Here is a 23,243-nt window from a genome sequence, read left to right on the forward strand (position 1 = left end):
TTTTCTCGCAAAGAAAGTAAAGGTAATTTAATCTGGAAAATGCCCGTCACGGATTTGACGGGCATTTATTGCAAGGAACGCGCAATGTTATCTACTAATAAACCTCTTCCTGAATTTAGTAAGCTGGATAAATGTTTATCAAAATATGGTAAACACTTTGAATGTGATAAAGATAAAGAAATTATATATTCCAGTGATATAAATAGCGATGACACCTTTATTATTTTAAGCGGTATAGTTTCCCTGAGACGCGGGGAGAATGTACTGGTCGGCATCGCGCAGGCACCATTTATTATGGGGCTTTCAGATGGTGTGATGAAAACCGATGTACAATACAGATTAATAACCGAAAGTAATTGTACGGGATATCATCTTCCTGCCTCACAAACGATTAATTTAATTGAACAATGCCAACTTTGGCGCGAAGCTTTTTGCTGGTTGGCTTGGCAGAACTGCATGCTTGAAATGCGCGATCTCCAGTTGATCGGCAATAACTCCTATGATCAGATTCGCGCGACGTTGATATCCATGACGAAATGGGACGACGTCCTGCGCTCGCGTGTCGGTGTGATGAACTATATTCACCAGCGCACACGAATTTCACGCTCAGTAGTCGCTGAGGTCCTCGCGGCATTGCGTAAAGGTGGTTACATTGAAATGAATAAAGGCAAACTGGTGAGCATTAACCGTTTGCCTTTTGAGTATTGAATCAGGATGCGGGAATAACCTGCGGTTTGTTCCCGCTCAACTCTGCGACCAAATCGTTGATACCGTCGCTCATATTGGTAAAGCGGGTCAGCGGAGAACGGGTCACCACGACAAACGCCCCGACATTTTGCTGCGGGATCATCGCCATATAGGTAATGAAACCGCCACCACCACCGGTTTTTTGAATAATTCCCGGACGACCATTCTTCGGTGCCATATACACCCAGCCCAAACCAAGCGCATCGGCTTTGCCCGGAACGTCCATCCCTATCACTTTGGTTAACTGTGTACGCTGATAAATCAGCGTCTGCATACGGTCGGCTTGCTGGCTACGATGATAAAAATCAGAAGAGAGATACTGCTGCATCCAGCGCATCATATCGCCAGGCGTTGAATAGACGCCGCCGCTGCCCATCGCCGCCAGGGTATTGTTACAAGGGCTGGCGCCTTTTTCCGCGACCATCAGGCGTCTGCACTGATCGGGGGATGGGGTAAAGGTGGTGTCTTTCATCCCCAGCGGTCGGGTAATTTTTTCTTCAAAGAGTTGCGGATAAGGCTTACCGGCAGCAGCTCCCAGCGCATCGGCCAGCAGGTCGAATGCCAGATTTGAATAAGAAGCTTGCGATCCTGGAGCTGCTTTAAGCGTAGCGGTTGAGAGATAGTTCCAGCGCTGCTCGCGGGTTGGCCAGACAAACACCGGGCGCTTTGCCGCGCCGCCAGGCTGTTCGCGCGGCAGCGCGCTGGTATGCGTCGCCAGATTCACCAGCGTGATTGGCGTTCCCTGATAAGTCGGCACGCGTGCGCCAGGTGGTGCATATTTACTCAATGGATCGTTGAGTTTAACTGTGCCCTGATCGAGTAATTTCACCAGCACTTCGCTGGTCATTAATTTGGTGATAGAGGCAATGCGAATCACGGAATCCAGTTGTGGATGAACATTATTGCCGGGGCGCGTTTCGCCGAAGCTTCGAAATACGCGTTGATTACCATCAATCACCACGAGCGCCATCCCCGTAGCACCACTGCCGTAAAATATATGGTCGGCATAACGATCGACGATATCAGAGGCGAAGACCGGATCGGTTATAGGCTGTGCCGCCTGGACAGATGTCAATGACGCCGCACACAGCGCGGCAGAAAAAAGCAGACTACGTTTCAACGGTGGTGTCCATGAGTTAGAAAAAATGAAAAAGGATGTCGTGCGTATGCGTATTTATACTACTCAACGGCGTATTGCAAAGCGCTTATCAGCCAATGATAGTGTGAAAAACGTAACGATGAGTAAACGTGAGCGTTTCCCGGATTGTGGATGTTCGCTTTTGTGATCTCACGCTGTGATAATCTGCACATGCTGGAACGTTATCGAGTGTGAAAACCACAGAAACAATTCTTCATCACCGGGGGGCGAACTATGTGCCGCGGTTCTGGTCACAATTGTCGGTTTCAGCTTGTGTTTTTGGGCGTAAGCCGTCTCGCCACCGCACTTCACGGAGGCAAATGCACAGCAGTCGTCATAACGATAAGAAGTTAGCAGGAGAGCATTATGTTTAAGTCTTTTTTCCCAAAGCCGGGACCATTCTTTATTTCGGCATTTATTTGGGCACTGGTCGCTGTTGTATTCTGGCAAGCAGGTGGGGGAGCCTGGGTTGCACGCATTACCGGCGCGTCGGGGGATGTACCGATTAGCGCAGCGCGTTTCTGGTCGCTGGATTACCTGATTTTTTATGCTTACTACATTCTTTGTGTCGGGATGTTCGCGCTATTCTGGTTTCTCTACAGCCCGCACCGTTGGCAGTATTGGTCCATTCTGGGTACCTCACTGATAATTTTTGTAACCTGGTTTCTGGTTGAGGTTGGCGTTGCCGTCAACGCCTGGTATGCGCCATTCTACGATCTCATTCAAACCGCGCTCAGCGCACCGCATAAGGTGAAAATTGAGCAGTTCTATAATGAAGTGGGTATCTTTCTCGGTATTGCGCTGATTGCCGTGGTCATTGGCGTGATGAACAATTTCTTCGTCAGCCACTATGTGTTTCGCTGGCGCACAGCGATGAACGAACACTATATGGCGCACTGGCAGCATCTGCGACATATCGAAGGCGCAGCACAGCGTGTGCAGGAAGACACCATGCGTTTTGCCTCCACGCTGGAGAATATGGGCGTTAGCTTTATCAACGCGATTATGACGCTGATTGCCTTCTTACCGGTGCTGGTTACGCTGTCGGCGCATGTTCCTGATCTGCCGATTATCGGACATGTCCCTTATGGGCTGGTGATTGCCGCGATTGTCTGGTCGCTGATGGGAACCGGCTTGCTGGCGGTAGTCGGGATCAAACTTCCGGGCCTGGAATTTAAAAACCAGCGCGTGGAGGCGGCTTACCGTAAGGAACTGGTATACGGTGAAGATGATGCCAGTCGTGCGACGCCGCCGACGGTGCGTGAACTGTTCCATGCAGTACGGCAAAACTATTTCCGTCTCTATTTCCACTATATGTATTTTAACATCGCCCGTATTCTGTACCTGCAGGTTGATAACGTTTTCGGTTTGTTCCTGCTGTTTCCGTCGATTGTTGCCGGTACGATAACGCTCGGTTTGATGACGCAAATTACCAACGTATTTGGCCAGGTGCGCGGCTCGTTCCAGTATCTGATTAACTCCTGGACAACGTTAGTTGAACTGATGTCTATTTATAAGCGTCTGCGCAGCTTTGAACGCGAGCTTGATGGCCAGGATATTCAGCAAGTGACCCATACTCTTAGTTAACAAAAGGAGATGTTATGTCGACGGTTTCCCGTCTTTACCCCTTGTCTGGGCTGGCCGCATTGGTGTTGGTGGGATGTAGTAGCCCACCCGCGCAGCCGTTAAAAAAAGGGGAGAAAGCCGTCGATGTGGCGAGCGTGGTGCGCCAGAAAATGCCCGCCAGCGTGAAAGACCGGGATGCGTGGGCGCAGGATCTGGCGAAGACGTTTGAAAGTCAGAAGCTGGCGCCGACGGTTGAAAACATCTGTTCGGTGCTGGCGGTCGCGCAACAGGAGTCAAACTACCAGGCCGATCCGGCGGTTCCTGGCTTAAGTAAAATCGCCTGGAAAGAGATCGACCGTCGCGCCGAGCGCATGCATATTCCGCTGTTTGTGGTGCACACTGCGCTGAAGATTAACTCCCCAACGGGGAAAAGCTACAGTGAGCGTCTGGATACGGTGAAGACGGAAAAACAGCTTAGTGCCATCTTTGATGATTTCATCAATATGGTACCGATGGGGCAGACGCTGTTTGGTTCACTGAATCCGGTGCATACCGGCGGACCGATGCAGGTCAGCATTGCGTTTGCCGAGCAGCACGCCAGCGGCTATCCATGGAAAATGGCAGGGACGGTCCGTCAGGAAGTGTTCAGCCGACGCGGCGGACTGTGGTTTGGCACTTATCATCTGCTCAATTATCCGGCGAATTACAGTGCGCCAATTTTCCGCTTTGCAGATTTTAATGCCGGCTGGTACGCCAGCCGCAATGCGGCTTTTCAGAATGCAGTCAGTAAAGCCAGCGGAGTGAAGCTGGCGCTGGACGGGGATTTGATTCTCTACGGCAGCAGCGAGCCGGGCAAAACGGAGCTGGCGGTACGCAAGCTGGCCGGGAAGCTGGAGATGAGCGAGAGTGAGATCCACCGGCAACTGCAAAAGGGCGATAGCCTGGCCTTTGAAGAGACTGCGCTGTACGAGAAGGTCTATAAGCTGGCGGAAGCGAAGAGCGGTAAATCACTACCGCGTGAAATGCTGCCTGGTATTCAGTTGGAAAGCCCGAAGATCACGCGTAATCTGACGACCGCGTGGTTTGCTAAACGCGTGGACGATCGTCGGGCGAAGTGTATGGCTCAGTCATCGTTATGATGACGGCTGCGCCAGCGGATAATTATCGCGACGGCGCCAAGAATCAGGCTCCCGACCAGGAAGGGGATCAGCCCAAACAGGGTACCGACGCCTAAACCAATTTCAACCCGTGGGCGCCCTGTCTCTTGCATTTGCAACTGCATCAACTGCTCATAGATGCCGGGTGCGTGGGCCAGCAGATTTAAAATCTGCGCGCCTGCCCAAAAGCAAAACAGCACAAATACGGCATACGCAATGTTGCCGGGCAGGGAGGAGGTATCCCGATGCTTGCCCTTAAACAGGGATTTTGAGAGCGTAAAATCAGCCATAAAGACCTCCGGAAATAACCTGCTTTTTGGCGTAATGCCTGTAACTGACTGTGAGTCTGACAGGTGATTAGGATTGTCAATATCAGAATGTTGGTAATTTCAGGTGGAGATTATTCCTGGATTTCGGTTATTTGTGGTGCGTCACAATTATTTAACCTTAAGTGAAATTAAGTTACATTTCAGAAATTCCGCATATGCCACAGACGACCACGGGGAAATGTGCGAGGATGCTTTTTCATGTTGTATATCCACCGGAGCCGTTATGAACCTGCCTGTAAAAATCCGCCGAGACTGGCACTACTATGCCTTCGCTATTGGGCTTATCTTTATTCTGAATGGCGTGGTGGGGTTATTAGGTTTTGAAGCGCAGGGATGGCAAACCTATGCGGTGGGGCTGGTTACCTGGATAATTAGCTTTTGGCTGGCCGGATTAATTATCCGTCGCCGCGTGGAAAATGAAGATGATGAAGCGAAGGATGCCCAATAGTTATCAGGCATCCTTGCGGGTTTACATACTGGTTTTCAGCGCGCTATCCGCAGCGTGGCGTTCCAACGCCAGTTCGATCAGGCGAGTGATCAAATCGGTGTAGCCTAAGCCGCTCGCCTGCCACAGTTTTGGATACATACTGATGTTAGTGAAGCCCGGCAGCGTGTTGATCTCATTGATCACAACGTCGTTTTCTGCGGTTAGGAATACATCTACGCGCGCCATGCCAGCACATCCTAACGTCTGGTACGCTTGAATGGCGATCTCGCGGATCTTGTCGTTAATTTCTGGTGCGATCGCTGCCGGAACAACTACTTTGGCACCGTTATCGTCAATGTATTTGGTGTCGTAAGCGTAAAAATCACTGTTCAAAACGATCTCACCACAGGTACTGGCCTGCGGATGATCGTTGCCCAGTACTGCACATTCGATCTCGCGACCTTTGATCCCTTGCTCCACCACGACTTTATGATCGAATTCAAATGCCAGCGCGACGGCCTGGTTGTATTGCGCTTCACTGGTCACTTTGCTAACGCCAACGGACGACCCCTGGTTGGCGGGTTTTACAAACAGCGGCAGGCCCAGGCGGGATTCCACCTCAGCAAAGCTAATGTTGTTACGATTGGCGCGAGTAAGTGTAATAAATGGCGCGATATTTAATCCGGCATCGCGCAACAGACGTTTGGTCACGTCTTTATCCATACAGGCCGCAGATCCCAGGACATCAGAACCGACGAACGGCAGATTCGCCACGCGCAGCATACCCTGCAAAGAGCCATCTTCACCCAGCGTACCGTGTACGATCGGAAAAATAACATCGACCGTTGGCAGCGGCTGACCGTTTTGCGCATCGATCAACTGGTGCTCTTGTTTACCCGGAACCTGAGCCAGGCTGGTTGTGGAAGGACGCAGCGCAATGTGCGCCGGATCGTCTGAATTGAGCAGATAGTTACTGGCATCGCTAACGTGCCATTGCCCTTGTTTATCAATACCTAACAGCACAACGTCAAAGCGAGTCTTGTCGATGGCATCGACAATATTTTTTGCCGATTGCAATGACACTTCATGTTCCGCTGATTTACCACCAAATACGATTCCTACCCGCAACTTTGCCATCTTAAAAACCCATTCCTTGAATGCAAAGCACATACATTACCACGACAAAACGCAGGTTTCCTCGGCTTCTGGCAGATTGTTTTGCTGGGCAACAGGGGAATAGATAAGCGCAAACGCGCAGATCTCGCATCAAGCATAATTCCCTGCTTGTATTGTGGGTTTGGTGTGAGGCGTATCACAAATATGATGAGCGGGAAGATAAAACTCTAAACTGTGATACATCGCACCTGTTGACCCTTATTTGGCTAAGTAATTTGTTAAGCTGCTCGCAGTTTTCAGCTACTTATCGTTATGAGTCCCTATGGAATCCTGGAGAGTAAACCTTATTTCCGTCTGGTTCGGATGCTTTTTTACCGGGCTGGCGATTAGCCAAATCCTGCCTTTTTTACCGCTCTACATCTCCCAATTGGGCGTCACCTCGCATGAAGCTCTCTCAATGTGGTCCGGATTAACGTTCAGCGTCACCTTCCTTATTTCAGCTATTGTTTCTCCGATGTGGGGCAGTTTAGCCGATCGTAAAGGACGCAAACTGATGCTGTTACGAGCCTCGCTGGGGATGGCGATTGCGATTTTACTGCAGGCATTTGCCACTAACGTCTGGCAGCTTTTTCTGCTGCGCGGGGTGATGGGGTTAACCTCAGGCTATATTCCGAACGCAATGGCGTTGGTAGCGTCACAGGTTCCGCGTGAACGCAGCGGATGGGCATTGAGCACGCTTTCTACGGCGCAAATTAGTGGCGTTATTGGCGGACCGTTAATGGGAGGCTTTATTGCCGACCATATTGGGTTACGGGCGGTATTCTGTATTACCGCGGCTTTGTTGGTGGTTAGTTTCCTTGTCACGCTGTTTTTGATCAAAGAGGGCGTGCGCCCGACGACCAAAAAAAGCGAACGACTGAGCGGGAAGGCCGTCTTTGCCTCCTTGCCTTATCCGGCGCTGGTGATCAGCCTGTTTTTTACGACGATGGTAATTCAACTGTGTAACGGCTCTATCGGTCCTATTCTGGCGTTATTTATCAAATCAATGGTGCCAGACAGCAGCAATATTGCCTTTCTCAGCGGGTTGATTGCCTCAGTACCTGGCATCTCGGCCCTGATTTCCGCGCCGCGGCTTGGCAAATTAGGTGACCGTATTGGTACTGAGCGGATTTTAATGGCGACGTTAATCTTTGCCGTCGTGCTGTTTTTCGCTATGTCGTGGGTCACCACGCCATTGCAGTTGGGGATATTACGTTTCCTGCTCGGCTTTGCCGACGGCGCGATGTTGCCGGCGGTACAGACGCTGCTGGTGAAATACTCCAGCGATCAGATAACCGGGCGTATCTTTGGTTATAACCAATCATTTATGTACCTTGGCAACGTCGCCGGGCCATTAATGGGAGCAACGGTATCAGCCATGGCGGGGTTCCGCTGGGTCTTCATCGCTACGGCGAGTATTGTACTGATTAACATCTGGCAGTTGGCCATCGCATTGCGACGTCGGCGTCACGCGCGCTGACTTCCTGATAAACAACGCTGCCCGTCGGCGTTGTTTATCTATAATTTTGCATTATATCTCTATGTGATTATTCATCATTTTACCTTTTTATATTGAAGGATTTTGTTTTAAGGCTCATCTCTCCCTTATTTTGTGATGTGATTGTTTTCGCAAATAGTTTAATTTCTTCTAAAAATAAAACTTTTATCACCTAGGCAGTAGTGAGCCTTAATGTTAACGTGGCTTATATTTTGTTAAGGGAATACGCAAATGAAAAATCTCGTCACTGAGTTGTTGCTTAAGCTCGCCCAAAAAGAAGAAGAGTCACAAAACCTGGCGGCGCAGGTCGAAACGTTAGAGCAGGTAATCACCGAAATGCTGTGCAATATGGCGTGGAGCGATCGGCAAATAGTGCTGCGTCAAATTGAAGGTGCTCTGGCAGGCGTAAACCGTGTGCCAACGTTTATGACGACCCTCCATAACGCTGGCGAGAGCGTGCCAAAAGCGTTTTGAGTAATCCGAGGGTGCGCCCACAAATTATCATAAAAGTGTCACATCAAATACTTATAGTCGCTTTGTTTTAATTTTACCGTATTTATACATGGAGAAAATAAAGTGAAACAAAGCGCACTCGCGATTGCCCTGTTACCTTTGCTGTTTACCCCGATTATTAATGCAGAAACATCTACCGTAGCGGTTATGGATAATCGTGCCGCTCAGGGTGATATCACCACGCCAGGCGGTGCCCGCCGATTGTCAGCCGATCAAACGGCAGCGCTGCGTGAATCTCTGAACGATAAGCCTGCTAAAAATATAATTTTATTGATTGGCGATGGCATGGGTGATTCAGAAATAACGGCCGCACGAAATTATGCCGAAGGCGCGGGCGGTTTTTTTAAAGGTATTGATGCTTTACCGTTGACCGGGCAATACACGCACTATGCGTTAGATAAGAAAACGGGCAAACCGGATTATGTGACGGACTCTGCGGCCTCAGCGACGGCATGGACCACCGGGGTTAAAACCTATAACGGCGCCCTGGGCGTTGATATCCATGAAAAAGATCATGCAACAATTTTGGAAATGGCAAAAGCGGCAGGTCTGGCGACGGGCAACGTTTCTACCGCTGAATTGCAGGATGCTACCCCAGCAGCGCTGGTTGCTCATGTCACTTCGCGTAAGTGCTATGGTCCAGGCGTGACCCGTGAAAAATGCCCAACCAATGCGCTGGAAAAAGGCGGCAAAGGGTCAATTACAGAACAGTTGCTGAATGCCCGGCCTGACGTCACGTTGGGCGGTGGGGCAAAAACGTTTGCTGAAACCGCTGCGGCAGGGGAGTGGCAGGGTAAAACGTTGCGTGAACAAGCCCAGGCGCGCGGTTATCAGATAGTAAGTGATGCCGAGACGCTGGCAGCGATTACCGAAGCTAACCAGGATAAGCCGTTGCTGGGCCTGTTCTCCGACGGCAATATGCCGGTGCGCTGGGAAGGTCCGAAAGCGTCCTATCATGGCAATCTGGATAAACCGGTGGTGACCTGTACGCCAAATCCAAAGCGTGATGACACCGTGCCGACGCTGGCGCAGATGACGGATAAAGCGATTGAGCTATTAAGCAAAAATGAGAAAGGTTTCTTCCTGCAAGTGGAAGGAGCATCCATCGATAAACAGGATCACGCCGCCAACCCGTGTGGACAGATTGGCGAAACGGTTGATCTGGACGAAGCGGTGCAGCGTGCGCTTGCCTTTGCGAAGCAAGATGGCAACACCCTGGTGGTGGTAACCGCTGACCACGCACATGCCAGCCAGATTGTCGCACCTGATACCAAAGCACCTGGTCTGACTCAGGCGTTGAACACCAAAGATGGCGCGGTGATGGTCATCAGCTACGGCAATTCTGAAGAGGAATCTCAGGAGCACACCGGTAGCCAGTTGCGCATCGCCGCTTATGGCCCGCATGCGGCGAATGTAGTCGGCCTGACCGATCAAACTGACCTGTTTTACACTATGAAAGCGGCGTTAGGTCTGAAGTAACCCTGCCCCCGGTGACAATAGTTTTGCCGCCGGGTGGTATTTTTATTGTTAGCAGCCAAACTTACCTGTGTGTCGTCGTTCAGAAAAGGATGGTGCTATGAAAATTACATTATTAATGACGCTGCTCTTTGGACTGGTTTTTTTAACTACCGTCGGTGCTGCCGAGAAGACGTTAACCCCGCAACAACAGCGTATGACCACCTGCAATCAGCAGGCAACGGCGCAGGCCTTAAAAGGGGATGCGCGTAAGACGTATATGAGTGATTGCCTGAAAAACAGCAAATCTGCGCCTGAGGAAAAGAGTTTAACCCCACAGCAGCAGAAGATGCGTGAATGCAACGTCAAGGCGACGGAGCAGTCACTGAAAGGCGATGATCGTAACAAGTTTATGAGCGCTTGCCTGAAAAAAGCTGCGTAGCACTTACGGGTGAGCAGGTAAAAACGCTCACCCGAAATTTCATACTCCCGCCAGCAGACCCCTACCTATAATTTGGGAAATTTGTTTCAGAATGTTCCCAAATACGATGAATGATGAAAACTTTTTCCAAAAGAAGGGCGTCGCGGATGAAGCGTTTATATCACTTCATCAAAACGACCACCAACGTTCCGGTCTGCGATTTGCCCGACGGATCAGGCTGCCGCGAGCGGTGGGATTGGGGGGAATGTTTTTCCCTATCGCGTCGGTATTAGTTTCCCAGCCCATTACCGGAGGCTGGTGGCTGTTGCTGGTGGGATGGGCATTCGTCTGGCCACATCTGGCCTGGCAGTTGGCAAGTAAAGCAGACGATCCTCTGCATAGTGAATTTACCAATTTAAAAGCCGATGCCATCCTCGCCGGGATGTGGCTGGGAATTATGGGGGCAAACCTGTTGCCGTCCACGGCGCTGCTCATGATTACTTGCATCAACCTGATGGGCGCTGGGGGAATGCGAGTATTCCTCGCGGGCGTCGTGTTGATGGCGGTGTCATGTCTGGTGACGTTACAGTTAACCGATATTCCCGTCGCTGTTAGCAGCGGTCAACTGAGCGTGGTGTTATCACTGCCGGTACTGGTGATGTATCCGCTGCTGTTTGCCTGGGTCAGCTATCAGACGGTCATCAAGCTGGCGGAACATAAACGCCGCTTACAGGTGATGAGTACGAGAGATGGGATGACCGGCGTTTATAACCGACGTCACTGGGAGCTGTTGCTACGTAATGAATTTGATAATTGCCGCCGCTACCAGCGTGACGCCACGTTGCTTATTATTGATATCGACCATTTTAAGAGCATCAATGATACCTGGGGTCATGACGTCGGGGATCAGGCCATTGTCGCGCTGACCCGTCAGCTGCAGATGACTTTACGCGGCAGCGATGTGATCGGGCGCTTTGGTGGTGATGAGTTTGCGGTGATTATGTGCGGCACGCCGGCAACCAGCGCAATTGCGGCCATGTCGCGCGTGCATGAACGACTTAGTCAGTTGCGTTTATCCTGCGCTCCGCAGGTTGCCTTGCGTATTAGCGTTGGCGTAGCGCCGCTGACTTCTGAAACTGAGCATTATCGGGAATGGTTAAAATCAGCAGATATGGCGCTTTACAAAGCAAAGAATTCCGGACGTAACCGCACTGAAGCGGCGGCCTGACGTCCGGTGATATTAACTCAGGATCGGCTGAGTTTTTCTGACTGTTCCATGCACTTAACCATCGCTTCAATCACTGATGAACGGAAACCACGTTCTTCCAGGACACGCACCGCTTCGATAGTGGTTCCGCCTGGCGAGCACACCATATCCTTCAGTTCCCCTGGATGTTTACCCGTTTCCAGCACCATTTTTGCCGAGCCCATTACCGCTTGCGCTGCGAATTTATAAGCCTGCGCACGGGGCATTCCCCCCTGAACGGCAGCATCCGCCATCGCTTCGATAAACATAAAGACATAGGCCGGTGCAGAACCGCTGACGCCGACCACCGGGTGAATCATCGATTCTGCAATCACTTCGGCTTCGCCAAAGCAGCGGAAGATATTCAGTACGTCGGCCGTATCTTCCGGCGTTACTAAGGCGTTCGGCGTGACGGAGGTCATTCCGGCATTAACCAGTGACGGGGTATTTGGCATTGCGCGAATGATTTTGCGGTCATGACCCAGTGCGCGGGCGAGCTGATCGAGGGTAACGCCAGCGGCAATCGAGACAACCAGAGAGTCTTTGTTCAGGCTGGAGGTGATTTCACTCAGCACCTTAATCATGATGCCTGGTTTTACGGCCCCAAAAACAATGTCGGCGATTTGGGCAACTTCTTGCGCAGACTGCGCTGCATTAATACCGTACTGGTCGTGCAACGCAGCGACCTTATCAGGGGAAGGGGTATAGACCCAGATTTGTCCCGGGAGAACCTGGCCGCTGGCGATCATGCCGCCAAGAATTGCTTTGCCCATATTACCGCAGCCGATAAAACCAATTTTTTTGTCCATCTTGTCACTCCCTATGGATGATATTCATTGTTTTATACCCGTCATACTTCAAGTTGCATGTGCGTTGGCTGCGTTCGCTCACCCGAATCACTTACCAGAGTAAGCTCATCGGGACTCACTCTCTTGCCGCCTGCCTGCAACCCGAATTATTTAGGGTAAATCTGGGAAAGCTAAGCTTAGCGCGGAATGAATATGTGCAGAAGGAGAAACAGCACTTTGCCTGCAAGTAAAAGCACGAGACAATGCGCGATTACACACGAGTGGGGAGAGATTATGACAATATGGGTGGATGCCGACGCGTGTCCGAACGTGATTAAAGAAATTTTATACCGCGCCTCTGAGCGCATGCAGATGCCGCTTATTCTGGTGGCGAACCAGAGTTTGCGCGTCCCGTCTTCGCGTTTTATTCGTACATTACGCGTTCCCGCCGGGTTTGACGTCGCTGATAACGAGATTGTGCGACAATGTAGCGCCGGTGATTTAGTGATAACGGCGGATATTCCACTGGCTGCTGAAGCCATTGAAAAAGGGGCAGCAGCGCTTAATCCACGCGGCGAACGTTATACCGAAGCGACGATCCGCGAACGTCTGATGATGCGTGATTTTATGGATACGCTACGTGCCAGCGGCATCCAGACCGGGGGACCAGATAGCCTTTCTCCCCGCGACCGGCAGCATTTTGCGGCTGAGCTGGATAAGTGGTGGCTGGAAGTTCAGCGCAGAAAATAACACCTGTAATTTATTTCTTACACTTTCATCCCTGTGAATTCTTGTTATAGTAGGGGTTAATTGACGACATCACTCTTTCTGTAATTTTTTCTTTACGTTTTGGTGGTGTACTAGTTTGATGATATGATTATATCTTTAATAGCATCAGATCCCGCTTGTCGGCGGCTCTCTGGGGAAATTCTGTGATGACGCAACCTCTTTTTCTTGTTGGCCCCCGGGGGTGTGGTAAAACGACAACCGGTATGGCGCTGGCGAAGGCTATCGATTACCAGTTTGTTGATACCGATCGCTGGTTGCAATCGCACGTACAGATGACCGTGGCGGAAATTGTCGAAAGAGAAGGATGGGAAGGGTTTCGTGCCCAGGAAACAGCCGCTCTGCAGGCCGTCACGGCTCCGACAACGGTTGTCGCGACCGGTGGCGGTATCATTCTAACCGAATTTAATCGTCACTACATGCGTAGCCACGGCGTGGTTATCTATTTAAGCGCGCCAGTATCGGTACTGGTAGATCGTCTGGAGGCCACACCTGAAGAGGGGTTGCGCCCAACCTTAACCGGCAAGCCGCTGACTGAGGAAGTAGAGGAAGTGCTTGCCCAGCGCGATGTTCTGTACCGTGAGGCCGCGCATTATATTATTGATGCGACCAATCCGCCTTCGCAGGTAGTGGACGACATTCTTGGGATACTGTCGCAGGCAGCGCCACGGTTACAGGGTGGTGTCTATACTTAAAGCTCATTCAGACAAAAGGAAGAGCTATGCCGACAAAACCACCTTATCCGCGTCAGGCGACCATTGTAACGGTTGAAAAGGGGACGCCAGGCCAGACGGTAACCTGGTATCAACTTCGTGCCGATCACCCAGAACCGAATTCGTTGATCAGTGAGCATCCTTCCGCTCAGGAAGCCATGGATGCTAAAAAGCGCTATGAGGATCCCGACAAAACCTGATGTCGGACACCGCCCGGGCAGGTGTCTGAAAAGGCCCAGTACGGGCGTACATCACATTTTTTTAAATATCGCGATATACAGTAAAAATCGAAAATTAAACAATAACAATACAGTACTGGAATGATTTGGAATCTTTACAAAATAGACCGCCGATCTGCTGCTACGCTTTTGAGCGTTTGTAGCACAGGTCAGCGCCCGGCAATGATTCGGGAATTCACAGCAAAGTAAGAAGACGGTGGAGCAAAAAATGGGTACGTCGTTGGCTATCCTCACGATTGGCGTGGTGCCGATGAATGAGGTGTTACCGCTCCTGACGGAATATATTGATGAGCAGCACATTACTCACCACAGTCTGCTGGGACAGATGCGGCGAGAGGATGTGATGGCCGAGTACGGGGTCTCTCCCGGTGACGAGCCGCTCTTAACGCTGCTCTGCGACCATCAACTTGCCCATGTTTCGCGCCAGAAAGTGGAACGCTCACTGCAGGGTATTGTTGAAGTGCTCGACAATCAGGGCTTTGACGTGATCCTGCTGATGAGTACGGCCTCAATTGCCCGCCTGACCGCCCGCAAGAGTATGCTGCTGGAACCTTTACGTATCATTCCTCCGCTGGTCGCCTCGATTGTGGAAGGGCATCAGGTTGGGGTTATTGTCCCCGTCACGGAATTGCTCAAAGCCCAGACGCAAAAATGGCAGGTGTTACAAACGCCGCCAGTGTATGCCGTGGCGAATCCGATTCACGGTTCCGAACAACAACTGATTGATGCCGGTAAAGAATTGCTTGAGCAAGGTGCAGATGTGATCATGCTGGATTGTCTGGGCTTTAATCAACGTCATCGCGATTTACTGCAAAAATCGCTGGATGTCCCGGTTCTGCTGTCCAATGTGCTGATCGCCCGACTGGCTTCGGAATTGCTCGCGTAATTTTGCGTGACAGGTGGAACGCCTGCCCCCTATATTGGTTGTTAACTTAATCACAAGATAGGGCCAGTTGTATGCTTCAAAGTAATGAATACTTTTCCGGCAAAGTAAAATCCATCGGTTTTACCAGCAGCAGTACTGGCCGTGCCAGTGTTGGCGTGATGGCCGAAGGTGAATACACCTTTGGTACTGCGGCGCCTGAAGAGATGACGGTCGTCAGCGGCGCACTTAACGTGCTGTTGCCAGGGGAAACTGAGTGGAAAGTCTATGCCGCAGGGGACGTGTTTAATGTACCAGGCAGTAGCGAGTTTCATCTGCAGGTGGCAGAGCCAACATCCTATCTTTGCCGCTACCTGTAAGCGTAAAAATGACGAATGGCGACATTGAGCCGCCATTCGGTAAACACGGTTTAACGTTGTGCTTCGCCGCCTAATCCTTCCACCAGACTTTTAATCAGCGCCGCCAGTTCCCCCGTCATCAGGATGAAATCGGCATCAAAACGCTGAGCGTAGTCCTCGCGGTCGATATCTTCGTTTTGATCGCGCAACTCGTCGCTAAACTTCAGACGCTTAATCGAGCCGTCGTCGCACATCACGAACTGAATGCGCTGCTGCCAGTCGAGCGCCAGCTTGGTGACCAGTTTGCCCGCTTCGATATGTACGGCGATTTCGTCGCAGACCAGATCCTGTTTTTTCGCGCGGATCACGCCGCCGTCTTCAAGGATCGCTTTCAGTTCGGCTTCATCCAGCAACTGGAAGCCCTGTGCCGTTGTACCGGAGCGAACCCATTCGGTCAGCGTCAGCTCAATCGGGTTTTCCATCGTCAGCGGAACGACCGGCAGCGAGCCGAGGCTCTTACGCAGCAGCGCCAGCGTATCTTCCGCTTTCTTCGCGCTTGCGCAATCAACCATGATCAGATCGTTGACGGTGTCGATCCACATCATCGTTTGGCTGAAGCGGCTAAAAGCGCGCGGCAGCAATGAGTGCAGAACTTCATCTTTCAGCGAGTCTTTTTCGGTCTTCTTAAGCTTGCGACCTTGCTCAGCTTCCAGTTTGAATATTTTGGCTTCCAGCGCCTGTTTGATAACCGGCGACGGCAGAATTTTTTCTTCTTTGCGGGCGCAGATAATAATTTGGCCATTGGCGGTATGCGTTAATGCATCGCTGTGCGATCCCATCGGCGGAACCCAGCCCATTTTTGCCATATCCTGGCTACCGCAAGGGGTGAACGTCATTGATGCCAGCTGTTTTTCCATCTCTTCGGCACGCAAAGAAACATCGCGGCTAAGACGGTAAACCATTAAATTTTTGAACCACAGCATGATAATTTCCACGGCCTTGTCGTTAAATCCAGCGGGCATGATAGCGAATTGTCGCTATGCTTGCATTGTTAATCGGGAAGAGGAGCAAACAGTGCGTATAGGTATCGATTTGGGCGGTACAAAAACGGAAGTTATTGCGCTTGGCGATGCAGGCGAGCAGCTTTTTCGCCATCGCCTGCCCACACCGCGTGAGGATTATCGGCAAACGATAGAAACCATTGCCGCGCTGGTGGAGATGGCGGAGCTGGCTACCGGGCAAACGGGAACCGTGGGGATGGGGATCCCCGGTTCAATTTCGCCTTACACTGGGGTAGTCAAGAATGCCAACTCAACCTGGCTTAACGGGCAACCCTTTGATAAAGACTTAAGTATGCGTTTGAAGCGTGAAGTGCGCCTGGCGAATGATGCCAATTGCCTGGCGGTTTCTGAAGCGGTGGATGGCGCGGCGGCAGGGGCGCAAACCGTGTTTGCGGTAATTATTGGCACCGGATGCGGCGCGGGTGTGGCGTTGAATGGTCGGGCGCACACGGGTGGCAACGGTACCGCGGGCGAGTGGGGGCATAATCCGCTGCCGTGGATGGACGAAGATGAGCTGCGTTATCGCCAGGAAGTACCCTGCTATTGCGGCAAGCAAGGCTGCATTGAAACCTTTATTTCCGGGACCGGTTTTGCCACCGACTACCAGCGTCTGAGCGGTAAGTCGCTCAAGGGCAGCGACATTATCGATCTGGTTAACGTACGGGATGCTGTGGCGGAGCAGGCATTGAGCCGCTATGAGCTGCGTCTGGCGAAATCGCTGGCGCATGTGATAAATATTCTCGATCCGGACGTCATTGTACTGGGTGGGGGAATGAGTAATGTCGACAGGCTATATCAAAACGTTCCAACATTGATGAAGCAGTTTGTCTTTGGCGGCGAGTGCGAAACGCCTCTACGCAAGGCGCTACACGGGGATTCCAGCGGTGTACGCGGTGCGGCCTGGCTGTGGCCGCAGGCGTAATCTGTTTTACGTCGCGGGTGCAACTTGTTGCACGCCGCGCTTCAGGTAACCGTAAATCAGCAGCGATGACATGGCGGAGAAAGACAGCAGCGCAGCCGGCAGCGTCACATAGTTGTAGGCAAAGCCCAGCGTCAGCATCATACCGCCGCACCAGGCGCCAATTGCGCTACCGAGGTTAAAGGCAATTTGCCCGCCTGCCGCGCCCAGTAGCTCACCTCCTTTAGCATTTTGCAGCAGCAAAATTTGCAGCGGTGCCGACAGAGCAAACAGGCCCGCGCAGCAAATAAAGGCGAAGGTCAGCGATGCGGCTTTGATACCGCCAAAGACAAAAAGCAGCAGCAGAACCAGCACAATGATGAAGTCGGTTATTACCGCAATGCGCAGCGGCGTATAGCGGCCAGATAGCCGACCGCTCAACAGATTCCCTAATACCATCCCCAATCCCACCAGCATCATGATGAAGGTCATCAGCGTTTCGGAAAAACCGGAGATGTACATCATGTACGGCTTAACGTAGCTGAACCAGGCGAAAACCCCGGCGTTGCCAAACATGGTGGCGGAAAAGATCAGCCACGGGGCGGGGCTTTTCAAAAAGTGAAATTGTTCGCGCAGATTCCCTTTCGCTTCATCGCTGATGTTGGGCACCCAAAAAGCTATCGAGACAATAACGGCGATATTAAAGACGGCTATCAACAGGAACGTATAGCGCCAGCTAAATTCCTGGCTCAGCCAGGTACCGACGGGAATGCCAATCAGATTGGCAACGGTCATCCCTGAAACCATGCCCGCGACGGCGGCGGTGACTTTTCCTGGGCGTGCCAGTTTCGACAGAATAATTGCCCCAACGCCAAAAAATGCGCCGTGCGGGAAGCCGGAAACCAGCCTGCCCACCGCCAGCATAAAATACGAGGAGGAGAGGGTGAAGATGGCGTTGCCAATCACGCATAGCGTGACCAAAAACAGCAGAATATGTTTTAGCGAAAAGCGGCTGGAAAAGAGCGCAATAATCGGCGCGCCCAGCACTACGCCAAAAGCGTAAAACGAAATCATATGACCCGCGGCCGGGATGGAAATGCCCACGTCCCGCGCCAGCTCGGTGAGTACTCCCATGATGCCGAACTCGGCCATGCCCAGCCCAAATGTCCCCAGCGCTAACGAGAAAACGACTTTTTTCATACCACCTGCCAACAAGAAAGACGCCGGATGTGCGTCATAGCGGCGAACGTTCGCCGCAAATAGGGATAGCTTGCGGATAAGCGAAGTGGAATGCCATTTCATATCCGTCTTTGAGTATGCAATATTGTGCTACATATTCGTGCCGAATGGCGCCGATCCGGCTTGTGAAGCTATCAGGCATCAACTGCAAATATTTTGTCGAGTTTGCTGTACCCCAGACCGTTGATTTTTTTAACCTTGATCTGCACCGGAATACGTTCTTTCATCGCTTCAACGTGGCTGATCACTCCAATGGTTTTGCCGGTGGCGTTCAGCGCATCGAGCGCGTCCAGCGCGGTATCCAGCGTTTCGCTGTCCAGCGTGCCGAAACCTTCATCGAGGAACAGAGAGTCAATTCGCGTTTTGTGGCTGACCAGATCGGATAACGCCAGCGCCAGCGCCAGACTCACGAGGAAACTCTCGCCGCCGGAAAGCGTACGGGTGTCGCGCACGGCATCGGCCTGCCAGGTATCAACCACTTCCAGCTCCAGCGCTTCGCTGGCCTTACGCTGTAACAGATAGCGACCATGCAGACGAGTGAGTTGGTTGTTGGCAAGCCACACCAGGTTATCCAGCGTCAGCCCCTGGGCAAACTTGCGGAATTTATCTCCCTCTTTCGAGCCGATCAACGCATTCAGATAGCCCCAGTCATCAACCTGCTGCGTGACCTTTTCAATCTCCTGCATCAGCGCCTGTTGCTGCTGACGATGTTCAGCATCCTGTTTGAGCTGCTGGCGAATTTCACCCTGGCGAGTGGTATTTTCCCGTAGCAGCTGGGTGAGCTGCGCCAGCGCGTCGCGAAGATGTTGTGCTGTGAGCGTGAGATCCGCCCCGGTTGGCAACTGCTGGTGATGGCTCGCCAGCGCCTGCTGAGCCTGATTAAGCAGCGTTTGTGCCTGCTGTTGCTGGTTTTCCAGCGATTGCTTTAACTGCTCCAGACGGCTAAAGGTCTCTTCATCCAGCAGAGCGGCAACAAAGGCGTCACGATCGGCAAAGAGGCTGGCCTGCAGTGCGGCATCAAACTGTGCCTGAATTTCTGCGGCGCGCTGTACGTCCTGCGTCTCCTGCTGTTGCAAGGTTTGCCACTGGCCCTGTAAAGACAGGCAATCGTCATGGACCTGTCGCCAGTTTTCCAGCGACAGACTCTCAGTACCTGCAGAAAGTGTATCGCTCTCAGGCAGCGTTTCCAGCAACGGCGTGAGCTGAGCTATCTGCGCCTGTAACTCGGTGAGTTCGTTCTGGCGCTGCTGCCACATTTGCGCTTCTCTCGCCCGCTCGCTCAGCCACGAAGCGACTTCATCCTCTGCCGGAAGGGATAGTCCATGGCGGGCTAGCTCGGCGGTTAACGTCGCCTGGCGCTGGTCAATTTGCTGCTGGAGCTGGGTAATCTGCTCGGTATGCGCCGTGATTTGCGCCTGCAGGGTATGACGCAGGCTCAACTGGTGAAGTTGTTGTTCGTGTTCTTCCTGGGCGGCCAGCCACGGGGCGATATCATCCTGCGGTTGCAGCGTCACGTTAAGGTTGGTGGTGACTGTCTGCCACTCTTGAGTAAGCGCTTGCTCCTCTTGAGAAAGCGTCTGTGCTTCGCGTTCATCCCGTTGAAGTTGCTGGGTTATTGCCTCAAGCTGACCGCGTAACGTTGAACCCTCATCAGCCAGGGTTTTAACCTCTTTTTCCAGCGCTTCACGTCGTGCCTGATTTACGCTCAGTTCGAGCGTTTGATAGCGCTCAATCGCCGGATGCGTGGTGGAGCCGCACAGCGGGCATGGCATGCCGGATTGCAATAATGCCCGCTGGCTTTCCAGATCTTTGATGCGGGCTTCCTGCTCGCAAATGATCCTCACATCGGTAAGTTGCTGATTTTTATCTTTATAGCGCTGACGTTTTTCGGCAAGCACTGCGTTGCGCTGAGTCAGCTCTTGTTGACGCTGCACAAGCGTGGCGCGTAACTGCGCCAGCTGCTTTTGCTTCGGGGCGATTTGCCCATGCAGATTGCTCAGACGCTGGCGTAACGGACGGAGCTGCGCATGTTGCGCCAGCGCCGCCGTGACCTCCTGCGGCGAAAGAGTCAGCGTGGAAAGCGCCAGCGCATCCAGTTTACGCGTGTCGTTTTCCCGTAATTGCTGCCACTGGCGTAGTTGGGCGCTGGCGTCGGACTGTTGCGCCAGCAGGGCCTTCCAGCCAGCCAGTTCGCTGCCCCACAAGCGGAAGCGATCGTGTTCGTTCAGCCAGTCGGTTAACGTCTGTTGTCCGGCGAGCAAGGCGGTCGACTGCGTGTGCGCCTGCTGCCGGATGCGCCCGCGCAGCGCTAAGCTGCTTTGTAAGCGAGCATTCACTTCCTGAATCTTCTGCCGCGTACGCGCTATCGTAGCCGTTTGTTCCCGGATTCGCTCCCAGTGTGGGCGTAACGCTCTGGCCGGTTGCGCCAGACTCAGCGCCGCCAGCTGTGGCTGTGCGTCTTCCTGCGCTTGTTTAGCGGCCTGTAACGTCTGTTGGTGACGGTTGATTTCTGCCTGTAGCTCATTTTGCCGAATGAGCCAGTTGAGATGCTGTTGCTGAGTCTGCTGGCTGTCAAGGTATTGTTTTTCCTCGTCAGTAAGTACCTGCAAACGCTCTGTCAGGGACTGCACCTGCTCCGCAGCGAGCAGAGCCACGCCGCTGGCCTGCGCTTGCAGTTTTTCCAGCTCCGTACGCGCTGCTTTATGTTTTTCAAACACCATGGCGGAAATTTGGCCGTAGATCTCAGTCCCCGTCAGCTCTTCCAGCAGTTCGGCACGCTCTTTCGGTTTGGCATTGAGAAATGCGGCAAATTGCCCCTGAGACAGCAGCATCGAACGGGTGAAACGACCGTAATCCAGTCCGGTAAGTTCGGCGGTCATTTCCAGCTTGTCTTTGACTTTATCGGCAAGAATTTTACCGTCGGCGCAGCGGGCAAGTTCTACGCGCGGCGCCTGTAGATTGCCTTCAGGCTGATTGCGCGCGCGGTTCTGGCTCCAGAATGCGCGATAGGCTTCGCCCCGGACCTCGAACTCGACCTCGGCCAGACACTCGGCGGTGTCGCGGGTCATCAGATCGTTTTGCGACTGCGACACGGTATTGAGCCGCGGCGTTTCGTGATACAGCGCGAGACAAATGGCGTCCAGCAGGGTGGTTTTTCCCGCGCCCGTTGGACCAGTGATGGCGAACAGCCCATTGCTGGCAAAGGGCTCAGCCGTGAAATCGATTTTCCATTCTCCTTTCAGAGAATTGAGGTTTTTCAAACGCAGGCTGAGAATTTTCATGCTTCGGTCTCCCCGGCAAGCGTGTGTAAGGTGGTGCTAAACAGTTGATTCAGGCGCTCGCGTTGCGGTTCTTCGAGTTCTTCCAGCGCCAGGCGGCGGTCAAAAACGTCCGTCACGCTCAGCTCGCTTAGCGTTTCACGTCGTTCATTCGCCATAATACGTTCGCGCTGTTCCCGGCTACGGCGCACCAATAACACCTCTACCGGTAAATCTTCGGTTAATGCCTGAATCTTACGCTGCATGTCGTGCAGATAGTCATCGGTGGTGATTTCGATATCTAACCAGACTGGCGGTTCCTGCTGCACACCGCGCCACTGCTCTAGTTGGGCGGTAATCGCGGCTAAATCACCTTTCAGCACCGCCAACGGCTGGGTGACCGGTACGGTGAGGTGTTCAACAGCGCTCAGCTTGCCGTTTTCGAAGCTCACCAGATGGACGCATTTGCTTTTGCCGCACTCGTCAAAACTGAGCGCAATTGGCGAACCGCAGTAGCGAATATGCTCGGTCCCGCCGATAACCTGCGCCCGGTGAATATGTCCCAGCGCGATGTAATCGGCTGGGGGGAAGTTTTGCGCCGGAAAGGCGTCCAGCGTACCAATATAAATGTCACGTACAGCGTCACTTTTACTGGCGCCAACGGTGGTCAGATGCCCGGTCGCAATGATGGGTAGATTCTGGTCGCCGCGCAGCGTACAGGCGTCATGATATTGCTGTTGGTAATAGTCGGTGATAGCCGATAGCAAATGCTGCTGTTTCTCTTGTCCGGTCAGCCCTGCCTGGCTGGTAATGATGTCGCGCGGGCGTAAAAAAGGAACCGGACACAGGATCGCACCCGGCGTGCCGTCGCGTTGCGACAGTACCTGCGGCGTATGGCCTGCGCTGGCGATCACCGTGGTGTTGAGAAACGCCAGAATATCGCGGGATTCGTTGAGCGTGGCGACGGAGTCGTGGTTACCGGCCAGTACCACCAGATGACAGCCGGTTTGCTGCAGATTAACGACAAAACGGTTATACAGCTCACGGGCATAGCTTGGCGGTGAGCCGGTATCGAAAATATCGCCCGCCACAATAATGGCATCCACCTGCTGGGATTGTGCCGTTTCCAGCAGCCAGTCGAGAAAGGCCTGGTGTTCAGCGGCACGGCTCTTGCTGTAGAAATTTTGGCCCAGATGCCAGTCAGACGTGTGAAGGATGCGCATAAGAGTTCCATGACGATAAAACAGTGGCGGGGATTATAACCCTGCAAGGACGGTAATATCTTGTTTTAGGGCTGTCATAATTCGCGGGGCTGCGTTAAACCTGGACTATCTTTTCATAAATCTGTCATAAAACTGACGCATAATGGCACCGTATTGATGGCAAACG

23 protein-coding genes are annotated in these 23,243 nt (G+C 52.4%); 15 read left to right on the forward strand and 8 right to left on the reverse strand.

The features are described from left to right. Positions 1-84 precede the first annotated feature (84 nt). Positions 85-708, forward strand: coding sequence for a hydrogen peroxide resistance inhibitor IprA (gene iprA / locus FDW92_RS17500; RefSeq protein ID WP_042310211.1), 624 nt, complete (start codon positions 85-87; stop codon positions 706-708). Position 709: 1 nt separating this feature from the next. Here iprA and ampH read toward each other — a convergent pair whose 3' ends face one another. Continuing rightward, on the reverse strand, positions 710-1,867 hold the full coding sequence (ampH, locus tag FDW92_RS17505) for a D-alanyl-D-alanine-carboxypeptidase/endopeptidase AmpH (protein WP_042310210.1): 1,158 nt from the start codon (positions 1,865-1,867) through the stop codon (positions 710-712). A gap of 384 nt (positions 1,868-2,251) precedes the next feature. Between ampH and sbmA the strand changes: the two genes are divergently transcribed. Together sbmA and FDW92_RS17515 are read left to right on the forward strand one after the other, a co-directional pair. Beyond that, positions 2,252-3,472 (forward strand): peptide antibiotic transporter SbmA, encoded by a 1,221-nt coding sequence (sbmA, locus tag FDW92_RS17510; protein ID WP_042310208.1) that lies wholly within the window; start codon positions 2,252-2,254, stop codon positions 3,470-3,472. Between the two features lie 14 nt (positions 3,473-3,486). Further along, positions 3,487-4,590, forward strand: a complete 1,104-nt coding sequence (locus FDW92_RS17515; RefSeq protein ID WP_042310206.1) for a DUF1615 domain-containing protein — start codon at positions 3,487-3,489, stop codon at positions 4,588-4,590. Here FDW92_RS17515 and FDW92_RS17520 read toward each other — a convergent pair. Further along, positions 4,575-4,898: a YaiY family protein gene (locus FDW92_RS17520; RefSeq protein ID WP_042310204.1), complete on the reverse strand. Its 324-nt coding sequence runs from the start codon at positions 4,896-4,898 to the stop codon at positions 4,575-4,577. The two genes, FDW92_RS17515 and FDW92_RS17520, sit on opposite strands and share 16 nt — an antisense overlap. A 262-nt stretch (positions 4,899-5,160) precedes the next feature. On the opposite strand from FDW92_RS17520, the gene FDW92_RS17525 reads away from it, so the two are divergent. Continuing rightward, complete coding sequence (locus FDW92_RS17525) at positions 5,161-5,385, forward strand: DUF2754 domain-containing protein (RefSeq protein ID WP_038638102.1); 225 nt, start codon at positions 5,161-5,163, stop codon at positions 5,383-5,385. A 21-nt stretch (positions 5,386-5,406) separates the two neighbouring features. Here FDW92_RS17525 and ddlA read toward each other — a convergent pair whose 3' ends face one another. Further along, entirely contained in the window at positions 5,407-6,501 is a 1,095-nt protein-coding gene (ddlA, locus tag FDW92_RS17530; RefSeq protein ID WP_042310511.1) for a D-alanine--D-alanine ligase, read from the reverse strand. Between the two features lie 301 nt (positions 6,502-6,802). Here ddlA and FDW92_RS17535 point away from each other — a divergent pair, with 301 nt between their 5' ends. From FDW92_RS17535 to adrA, 5 genes are all read left to right on the forward strand, one after another. Further along, positions 6,803-7,999, forward strand: coding sequence for a multidrug efflux MFS transporter (locus tag FDW92_RS17535; RefSeq protein ID WP_042310202.1), 1,197 nt, complete (start codon positions 6,803-6,805; stop codon positions 7,997-7,999). Between the two features lie 249 nt (positions 8,000-8,248). Beyond that, positions 8,249-8,491, forward strand: a complete 243-nt coding sequence (locus tag FDW92_RS17540) for a sigma-S stabilization anti-adapter protein IraP (protein ID WP_042310200.1) — start codon at positions 8,249-8,251, stop codon at positions 8,489-8,491. A 102-nt stretch (positions 8,492-8,593) separates the two neighbouring features. After that, positions 8,594-10,009 carry an alkaline phosphatase gene (phoA, locus tag FDW92_RS17545; protein ID WP_042310198.1) on the forward strand — a complete coding sequence of 472 codons (1,416 nt, stop codon included), beginning with the start codon at positions 8,594-8,596 and terminating at the stop codon, positions 10,007-10,009. A gap of 97 nt (positions 10,010-10,106) precedes the next feature. Further along, the gene (psiF, locus tag FDW92_RS17550) at positions 10,107-10,427 is read left to right on the forward strand and encodes a phosphate starvation-inducible protein PsiF (RefSeq protein WP_038638114.1); all 321 of its coding nucleotides are present in this window, start codon (positions 10,107-10,109) and stop codon (positions 10,425-10,427) included. 91 nt (positions 10,428-10,518) lie between these two features. Next, the gene (gene adrA, locus FDW92_RS17555) at positions 10,519-11,634 is read left to right on the forward strand and encodes a diguanylate cyclase AdrA (protein WP_052511195.1); all 1,116 of its coding nucleotides are present in this window, start codon (positions 10,519-10,521) and stop codon (positions 11,632-11,634) included. Positions 11,635-11,651: 17 nt separating this feature from the next. On the opposite strand, the gene proC is transcribed toward adrA, so the two are convergent. Beyond that, positions 11,652-12,461, reverse strand: a complete 810-nt coding sequence (proC, locus tag FDW92_RS17560; RefSeq protein WP_038638118.1) for a pyrroline-5-carboxylate reductase — start codon at positions 12,459-12,461, stop codon at positions 11,652-11,654. A 273-nt stretch (positions 12,462-12,734) separates the two neighbouring features. Between proC and FDW92_RS17565 the strand changes: the two genes are divergently transcribed. From FDW92_RS17565 to ppnP, 5 genes are all read left to right on the forward strand, one after another. After that, positions 12,735-13,190, forward strand: coding sequence for a YaiI/YqxD family protein (locus tag FDW92_RS17565; protein WP_042310194.1), 456 nt, complete (start codon positions 12,735-12,737; stop codon positions 13,188-13,190). A 185-nt stretch (positions 13,191-13,375) separates the two neighbouring features. Then, the gene (gene aroL, locus FDW92_RS17570; protein ID WP_042310192.1) at positions 13,376-13,921 is read left to right on the forward strand and encodes a shikimate kinase AroL; all 546 of its coding nucleotides are present in this window, start codon (positions 13,376-13,378) and stop codon (positions 13,919-13,921) included. 26 nt (positions 13,922-13,947) lie between these two features. Next, positions 13,948-14,139 carry a protein YaiA gene (gene yaiA / locus FDW92_RS17575; RefSeq protein WP_042310190.1) on the forward strand — a complete coding sequence of 64 codons (192 nt, stop codon included), beginning with the start codon at positions 13,948-13,950 and terminating at the stop codon, positions 14,137-14,139. A gap of 247 nt (positions 14,140-14,386) precedes the next feature. Then, positions 14,387-15,064 carry an AroM family protein gene (locus FDW92_RS17580; protein WP_042310187.1) on the forward strand — a complete coding sequence of 226 codons (678 nt, stop codon included), beginning with the start codon at positions 14,387-14,389 and terminating at the stop codon, positions 15,062-15,064. A gap of 71 nt (positions 15,065-15,135) precedes the next feature. Further along, positions 15,136-15,420, forward strand: coding sequence for a pyrimidine/purine nucleoside phosphorylase (ppnP, locus tag FDW92_RS17585; RefSeq protein ID WP_038638136.1), 285 nt, complete (start codon positions 15,136-15,138; stop codon positions 15,418-15,420). A 50-nt stretch (positions 15,421-15,470) separates the two neighbouring features. Here the strand turns inward: ppnP and rdgC are convergent, their stop codons facing one another. Next, positions 15,471-16,382, reverse strand: coding sequence for a recombination-associated protein RdgC (gene rdgC / locus FDW92_RS17590; protein ID WP_003021479.1), 912 nt, complete (start codon positions 16,380-16,382; stop codon positions 15,471-15,473). Positions 16,383-16,473: 91 nt separating this feature from the next. On the opposite strand from rdgC, the gene mak reads away from it, so the two are divergent. Further along, positions 16,474-17,382 (forward strand): fructokinase, encoded by a 909-nt coding sequence (gene mak / locus FDW92_RS17595; protein WP_042310184.1) that lies wholly within the window; start codon positions 16,474-16,476, stop codon positions 17,380-17,382. Between the two features lie 6 nt (positions 17,383-17,388). Here mak and araJ read toward each other — a convergent pair whose 3' ends face one another. The 3 genes from araJ to sbcD form a co-directional block, all read right to left on the reverse strand. Then, complete coding sequence (araJ, locus tag FDW92_RS17600) at positions 17,389-18,558, reverse strand: MFS transporter AraJ (protein ID WP_042310183.1); 1,170 nt, start codon at positions 18,556-18,558, stop codon at positions 17,389-17,391. A 173-nt stretch (positions 18,559-18,731) separates the two neighbouring features. After that, positions 18,732-21,878: an exonuclease subunit SbcC gene (gene sbcC, locus FDW92_RS17605; RefSeq protein ID WP_042310182.1), complete on the reverse strand. Its 3,147-nt coding sequence runs from the start codon at positions 21,876-21,878 to the stop codon at positions 18,732-18,734. Beyond that, positions 21,875-23,077, reverse strand: a complete 1,203-nt coding sequence (sbcD, locus tag FDW92_RS17610) for an exonuclease subunit SbcD (RefSeq protein ID WP_042310180.1) — start codon at positions 23,075-23,077, stop codon at positions 21,875-21,877. Before sbcD ends, sbcC begins: the two co-directional genes overlap by 4 nt. Positions 23,078-23,243 lie beyond the last annotated feature (166 nt).

Source organism: Citrobacter sp. wls706, assembly GCF_005281305.1.
Classification (GTDB): domain Bacteria; phylum Pseudomonadota; class Gammaproteobacteria; order Enterobacterales; family Enterobacteriaceae; genus Citrobacter; species Citrobacter werkmanii.

Excerpts from the sequence above, each read along its gene's own strand:
- adrA (WP_052511195.1), top strand. The coding sequence starts at position 10,519 with ATGTTCCCAAATACGATGAATGATGAAAACTTTTTCCAAAAGAAGGGC.
- yaiA (WP_042310190.1), top strand. The coding sequence starts at position 13,948 with ATGCCGACAAAACCACCTTATCCGCGTCAGGCGACCATTGTAACGGTT.
- sbcC (WP_042310182.1), bottom strand. The coding sequence starts at position 21,878 with ATGAAAATTCTCAGCCTGCGTTTGAAAAACCTCAATTCTCTGAAAGGA.
- proC (WP_038638118.1), bottom strand. The coding sequence starts at position 12,461 with ATGGACAAAAAAATTGGTTTTATCGGCTGCGGTAATATGGGCAAAGCA.
- ddlA (WP_042310511.1), bottom strand. The coding sequence starts at position 6,501 with ATGGCAAAGTTGCGGGTAGGAATCGTATTTGGTGGTAAATCAGCGGAA.
- ppnP (WP_038638136.1), top strand. The coding sequence starts at position 15,136 with ATGCTTCAAAGTAATGAATACTTTTCCGGCAAAGTAAAATCCATCGGT.
- FDW92_RS17525 (WP_038638102.1), top strand. The coding sequence starts at position 5,161 with ATGAACCTGCCTGTAAAAATCCGCCGAGACTGGCACTACTATGCCTTC.
- FDW92_RS17520 (WP_042310204.1), bottom strand. The coding sequence starts at position 4,898 with ATGGCTGATTTTACGCTCTCAAAATCCCTGTTTAAGGGCAAGCATCGG.
- FDW92_RS17540 (WP_042310200.1), top strand. The coding sequence starts at position 8,249 with ATGAAAAATCTCGTCACTGAGTTGTTGCTTAAGCTCGCCCAAAAAGAA.
- psiF (WP_038638114.1), top strand. The coding sequence starts at position 10,107 with ATGAAAATTACATTATTAATGACGCTGCTCTTTGGACTGGTTTTTTTA.
- araJ (WP_042310183.1), bottom strand. The coding sequence starts at position 18,558 with ATGAAAAAAGTCGTTTTCTCGTTAGCGCTGGGGACATTTGGGCTGGGC.
- FDW92_RS17515 (WP_042310206.1), top strand. The coding sequence starts at position 3,487 with ATGTCGACGGTTTCCCGTCTTTACCCCTTGTCTGGGCTGGCCGCATTG.
- aroL (WP_042310192.1), top strand. The coding sequence starts at position 13,376 with ATGACGCAACCTCTTTTTCTTGTTGGCCCCCGGGGGTGTGGTAAAACG.
- sbmA (WP_042310208.1), top strand. The coding sequence starts at position 2,252 with ATGTTTAAGTCTTTTTTCCCAAAGCCGGGACCATTCTTTATTTCGGCA.
- FDW92_RS17565 (WP_042310194.1), top strand. The coding sequence starts at position 12,735 with ATGACAATATGGGTGGATGCCGACGCGTGTCCGAACGTGATTAAAGAA.
- FDW92_RS17580 (WP_042310187.1), top strand. The coding sequence starts at position 14,387 with ATGGGTACGTCGTTGGCTATCCTCACGATTGGCGTGGTGCCGATGAAT.
- FDW92_RS17535 (WP_042310202.1), top strand. The coding sequence starts at position 6,803 with ATGGAATCCTGGAGAGTAAACCTTATTTCCGTCTGGTTCGGATGCTTT.
- rdgC (WP_003021479.1), bottom strand. The coding sequence starts at position 16,382 with ATGCTGTGGTTCAAAAATTTAATGGTTTACCGTCTTAGCCGCGATGTT.
- iprA (WP_042310211.1), top strand. The coding sequence starts at position 85 with ATGTTATCTACTAATAAACCTCTTCCTGAATTTAGTAAGCTGGATAAA.
- sbcD (WP_042310180.1), bottom strand. The coding sequence starts at position 23,077 with ATGCGCATCCTTCACACGTCTGACTGGCATCTGGGCCAAAATTTCTAC.